The organism is Streptomyces sp. NRRL F-4489 (genome assembly GCF_001509485.1).
Lineage (GTDB): Bacteria > Actinomycetota > Actinomycetes > Streptomycetales > Streptomycetaceae > Streptomyces.
This window is the reverse complement of sequence record NZ_LLZI01000102.1, coordinates 1-5,167: the sequence shown is the minus strand read 5'-3', so window position 1 is coordinate 5,167 and position 5,167 is coordinate 1. Positions and strand designations below refer to the sequence as shown.

5 protein-coding genes are annotated in these 5,167 nt (G+C 73.6%); all 5 read right to left on the bottom strand.

The features are described 5' to 3' along the window. Positions 1–568 precede the first annotated feature (568 nt). The 5 genes from ADL22_RS10335 to ADL22_RS35220 all read right to left on the bottom strand — a co-directional run bounded on the left by ADL22_RS10335 (position 569) and on the right by ADL22_RS35220 (position 5,012). Positions 569–1,831, bottom strand: a complete 1,263-nt coding sequence (locus ADL22_RS10335) for a Cmx/CmrA family chloramphenicol efflux MFS transporter (RefSeq protein ID WP_066976057.1) — start codon at positions 1,829–1,831, stop codon at positions 569–571. Between the two features lie 233 nt (positions 1,832–2,064). Beyond that, positions 2,065–2,721 (bottom strand): hypothetical protein, encoded by a 657-nt coding sequence (locus ADL22_RS10330; protein WP_079064000.1) that lies wholly within the window; start codon positions 2,719–2,721, stop codon positions 2,065–2,067. Between the two features lie 18 nt (positions 2,722–2,739). Further along, the gene (locus tag ADL22_RS10325; protein WP_066976053.1) at positions 2,740–3,612 is read right to left on the bottom strand and encodes a transporter substrate-binding domain-containing protein; all 873 of its coding nucleotides are present in this window, start codon (positions 3,610–3,612) and stop codon (positions 2,740–2,742) included. 192 nt (positions 3,613–3,804) lie between these two features. Next, on the bottom strand, positions 3,805–4,533 hold the full coding sequence (locus ADL22_RS10320; RefSeq protein ID WP_066976051.1) for a hypothetical protein: 729 nt from the start codon (positions 4,531–4,533) through the stop codon (positions 3,805–3,807). Next, the gene (locus tag ADL22_RS35220) at positions 4,530–5,012 is read right to left on the bottom strand and encodes a hypothetical protein (RefSeq protein WP_066976050.1); all 483 of its coding nucleotides are present in this window, start codon (positions 5,010–5,012) and stop codon (positions 4,530–4,532) included. The genes ADL22_RS10320 and ADL22_RS35220 overlap by 4 nt, the downstream gene beginning before the upstream one ends. Positions 5,013–5,167 lie beyond the last annotated feature (155 nt).

Below are 5,167 nucleotides of genomic sequence, written 5' to 3'. Positions count from 1 at the left end.
GGGGTGGGGCCCCCGGGGGGGAGGGCGGGGGAGGAGGAAGCGAGGAAGCGAGGAGGGGAGCGCAGGGGGCCCAGTGAGGTAAGCGCATGTGACGGGTGGCGTGGGTACGCGCCCGTCGGCTCCTGGCCGCCGCTTGTCGCGCGGTTCGCCCGCCGGTCCGGCCTCCGGGCAGGCCCGGGTCGTCCGCGCAGGGATGCCCCCGCCGACCGTAACCGCGTGTCGGGTGCCCAGCAGGCCCCGGCCGCTCGCCCGACAGGGCCCAGGTCGCCTGGTAGGCACCGGTCGTCGTCGGGGATGCCGTGCCGGCCGTAACCGCATGACGGGTGCCGAGCAGGGCCCGCCGCTCGCCCGACAGGGCCCGGATCGCCCAGTAGGCCCCGGTCGTCCGCGCAGGCATGCCGGGCCGGCCGCAACCGCATGACGGGTGCCCAGCAGGCCCCGGTCGGTCGTCCGACAGGGCCCCGGCCCGGTCGCCCGATGGCCCCAGGCGCCCGGCAGGCCCCGGCCCATCCCCTCCGGGAGAGCCGGGGCCCGTGACTGGCGGCCCTGCCGGGCAGCCGTGGGTTCGTCAGGCCGATTCGGTTTCCGGGGTGCGGGTCGGGTGGTCGGCCGGGGTGGAGGAGGCGATCACGCGGGAGCGGGCGGTGGTGCGGTGGAGGCGGAAGGCGACGGCCGTGGTGAGGACGGCGATGGCGGCGAGGGCCGCGCCGGTCCAGGCGACGGCGGGGTAGCCCCAGCCGGCGCTGATCGCCAGGCCGCCCAGCCAGGGGCCGAGGGTGTTGCCGACGTTGAAGGCGGCGGTGGTGGTGGCACCGGCCAGGGTGGGGGCCGCGTTCGCCACGTTGAACATCCGGGCGTTGAGCGCCGGGGCCGTGGTGAAGGCGGTGACGCCGAGCATCAGGGAGAGCGCCACGGCGGCGAACGGGTTGTGCGCGGTCAGCGCCAGGACCGCGAGGACGGCCGTGGAGGCGGAGATTCCGCCGAAGAGGGTGCCGAAGAGGTGGGCGTCGGCGATCCGGCCGCCGATGAACGTCCCGATCAGCGCGCCCACGCCGAACAGCGCGAGCACCGTCGGCACCCAGCTCTCGGCCAGCCCCGCGGTGTCGGTGAGCAGCGGCGAGAGGTACGAGAAGAGCGCGAAGACCGCCGCGCCGTTCATCGCGGTGGCGATCAGCGCCAGCCAGACCTGCTTGTCCTTGTAGATGGTCAGCTCGCGGCGGAGCTGCGGGCGGTCCTCGCCGGTCGGCACCGCCGTCCGCGGTACGAGCGCGATGACGCCGACGAGGCCGACCACGGAGAGCCCGGCCACGGCCCAGAAGGCGGAGCGCCAGCCGGCGTGCTGGCCGAGCAGCGCGCCGGCCGGGACCCCGGCGATATTGGCGATGCTCAGGCCGCCGACCATCACCGCCATGGCGCGGGCCCGGGCGTTGACCGGTACGAGCGAGACCGCCACGGCCGCGCCGACCGCCCAGAAGCCGGCGCAGGCCAGCGCGCTGACCACCCGGGAGGCGAAGAGGACGCCGTAACTGGGCGCCAGGGCTCCCGCCGCCTGGCCGAGGCCGAAGACGGCGAGGAGGGCGATGAGGGTGGTGCGGCGCGGCAGGCGGAGCGTCGCGCCGGCCAGTACGGGCGCGCCGACGACCATCCCGATGGCGAAGGCGGAGACCAGCAGTCCGGCCTGCGGGATGGAGACCGACAGGTCCCGGGCGAGCGGCTGGAGGATGCCGGAGAGCATGAACTCGCTGGTACCCAGGGCGAATACGGACAGGCCGAGGACGTAGACGGCTATCGGGAGGCGGGCGCGGACGGGAGCGGCGGATGGGGCTGGCATAACAGGTGTCAACGGGGTGGGGGCGGTGGGCATTCCTGGTGGGGTGGTGGGCTGCGCCACGTTGGTGGCCGGTGGGTCGGTGTCCGTGACGTGTCGGCGCCCGGTACGCCCTTGCGGCTGCCGCCCCGGTTCCCGGTCTTGGCCGCCCGGTGCCCCGACCCCCGCCCCCGCCCCCGTTCACTCCCCCCATCGTCCAGCCGCCCCGTTCAGCCACCCACCGTTCAACGGCCCCGTTAGTCGCGCCCGCTCTCCAACAGGGCCAGTTCCGTGGCCAGGTTGTGGCGGGCCGGTTCCTCCCAGCGGTCGTGGGCCGGCGCGGTCGTGAACAGGCGCGGCAGGGAGAGGAGTTGGCGGAGTGCGGCGGCGCGCCCGGTGCGGAAGTCGGGGTCGGGTACGAAGGCGTACTCGGCGCGGACGGCGGCGGCGTACGCGGCGTACGCCTCGGGGGAGCCCGCCAGGACGGCGAGGTCGGCGTCGCACAGCACCGCGCCGTTGCGGTCGCCGGGCGCCGGGTCGTGGGTCACGGTGAGGCGCACCAGGCGGGCGACCTCGGCGGTACGGGCCGGGTCGAGGCCGAGTTCGGGCAGGGCGCGTTCGGCGAGGGCGGCGCTGCGTTCCTCGTTCTCGGAGCGCTCGGGCCGGTAGACGGCGTCGTGGAACCACGCCGCCAACTGGACGGCGGGCAGATCGTCGGCCTGGTCGGCGAGTTCGTCGATCCGGTCGAGGACCGCGATGAGGTGGTCGGTGGTGTGGTAGCGGCGCTGCGGCTCGGCCCAGCGGCGGAGCAGATTGTCCGCGTACGGGGCCGGGTCGGGGCCGTCCCGGTGGCCGCGGGCCTTGGCGACGGTGGCGGCCCAGCGGCCGGCCAGGGCGGGTCGGGGCTCGGTCATGGGCGTCATTGTGCCCGCTCAGGGGGCGAGCTTGTCGCGGCAGGAGTAGGCGTCGAGGGTGTCCACGCGGGGTTTGTAGTTGCTTTCCCAGAGCGGGTCGGCTCCCGGGATGGCGTGGAGGGTGAAGGCGAAATCCTGTGCCCAGTCGCTGCCGGTGAGGTAATCGCGCAGCGCGTCGAGGAGTTTGCGGCAGTCGTCCCGGTGGCCTTTGTCCATGGCGATTCCGTAGTTGTTCTTCCGGCCGATGGTGACTTCGGGGACGACCCGCAGGCCCGGGTGTTCCTGGGTGAATCCGTAGAGGATCATCTGGTCGGTGGAGACCGCGTCAGCGGATTTCTTTTTCTCCAGGTCGGCGATGCAGCTTGAGGCGTCGCGCGCCTCGTAGACCGTGACGCGGGAGGCCATTGTCCGGAGGGTTTCGGCGGAGGTGGTCCCGGGCCATGTGCAGACGGTTTTGCCGTTGAGGTCCTCGTCTTTTCGGATGCGGTGGTCGTCCTTGCGGACCATGACGCCCTGGCTGGTGGTGGCGTACGGGCCGACGAAGTCGAGCTCGGCCGCGCGCTCGTCGGTGATCGAGAAGGTCGCGATGACCAGGTCTTTCTTCTTGTTCTTGAGGACGGTGCTGCGGTCCTCGGACGGGACGGCGCCGAAATCCGGTTCCGCGCCGAGTTTTTTCAGCAGGCGGTTGGCGAGCGTGATGTCGAAACCGACGGGGGAGTAGTGGTCGAGTTTGCTGGTGCCGGGCTGGTCGCTTTTCACGCCGACCGACACCCGGCCGGAGGCGAAGAGGGAATTCTCCTCGGAGCCGGAGGAGCCGCAGGCGGTGGCGGTCGCGGCGAGGGCGGTAAGGGTGAGCAGGGCTGTCGTTCCGGTGCGGCGGCGGGTGGTCATGGGGTCCCCGTTTCGTGGTGCGGTTTCGTGGTGCGGTTGAGGTCCGTTCTGTTCGGTTCCGTTCCGGTGAGGGGTGGCCGATGCGGTAGCCGGTGTTTTCGTGGGCGGCTTCTTTTTGGTACGCGGCCCGTCTGCTTGCGTGGCCGCGTCGGCTACGCGGTTTCGTTCGCGTACGCGGCCTCCGGGCGGGCGTTATTCGTCGTGGAGGGTGGCCCGGACGGCGCGGAGGTCCATGAGGCAGGCGCGGGCGGTGACGAGTCCGACGTCTATCCGGACGGTGCCGGCCTGCCCGCCGAGGGCGAGGTCGGCGGTGCCGTCCGGGAGGACCTTGTGCACGTCGGCGGCGCCGGAGGAGGGCAGCGAGACCAGCGCGTACGTCTCCGGGCGGCAGGTCGGGGCGGCCGGGTCGCTGTCGTCGATGGCCAGGGTGAGGCGGAGGGCGTCGCGGGCGTCCCTGGGGGCGGGGATGCGCAGCGTCAGGGTGGTGTGCTCCCCGTTGGCCAGGGTGCGGCGCCCCTGGGGGGAGACCTTGCCGGTGACGTCGATCTCGCCGTGCGTGGCCACGTCCCGGAAAGCCAGCCAGCCGCCGACGGTGGCCAGGACGGAGGCGAGGGAGAGCACGGCGACGAGGCGGGCGTCGCCGGGGCGGCGGACGAGGACGCGGGCGGCGCCGGTGCCGAGGGAGACGGCGGTCAGCGCGCCCCACAGGGCGTACTGGGAGGCGGGGCCGTCCGGCCAGACCGTACCGGCGAGGACCACGGTGGCGCAGCCCAGGAGCAGGGGCAGCCAACTGGCGCTGGGGTGCTGCAGGGCCCAGCGGATGACGACGTTGCGGATATTGCCGGCGGCGATGGAGTGGTCGCCGTGGGTGGTGGGGCTGTTGTGGATGTCGCCCCCGCCCCCGGGTCTGGGGGTGCTCATGCGTCGTCCCGCGGGCGGGGGGCGCTTCCGAAGTTGACGGTGCCGTGGATCTCGCCGGCGGCGAGGGAGTGGTCCCCGTGGGTGGTGGGGTTGTTGTAGACGGTGCGGGGGCCGGCGGAGGCGGCGAGCCGGGTGACGTGGTCGCGGAAGAGGGCGGCGTCGCGGTCGGCGGCGGGAGCGCGCAGCCAGGCGCCGAGGGCGGTGGCGAGCAGGCGGCGGTCGTGGTCGTCGAGGGTGGCCAGCAGGGCGTCGAGGGCGTCGGCGCGGTCGGTGTCGAGCGGCGGGGCGCCGGCGTCGTCGAGGGCGGCGGGCGTGCCGTCGCGGCGGTGCAGCAGTCGGCGGAAGAAGCCCTCGCCGGCGGTCACGGTGCGTTCGGCGAGGCGGTCCTGGGCGGCGGTGAGGACGGAGGTGCCCAGGCTGCCGGCGGCTAAAGCGAGATAGGGGGCGATTTCGGCGGATACGGTGGCGAGGTCGGACATGCTGGGTCTCCGTGCTCTACCAGGGGCGCGCGGTGGTCCGGTGGGTGCAACGCCCTTACGGGAAAGGCGTGTTACCCATGTGGGCGCTGGTCCACACTCCCGCCATGGGGTGGTTTCGGGGGTGAGAGGGGCGGGGGACGGGTGTGCGGTACCGC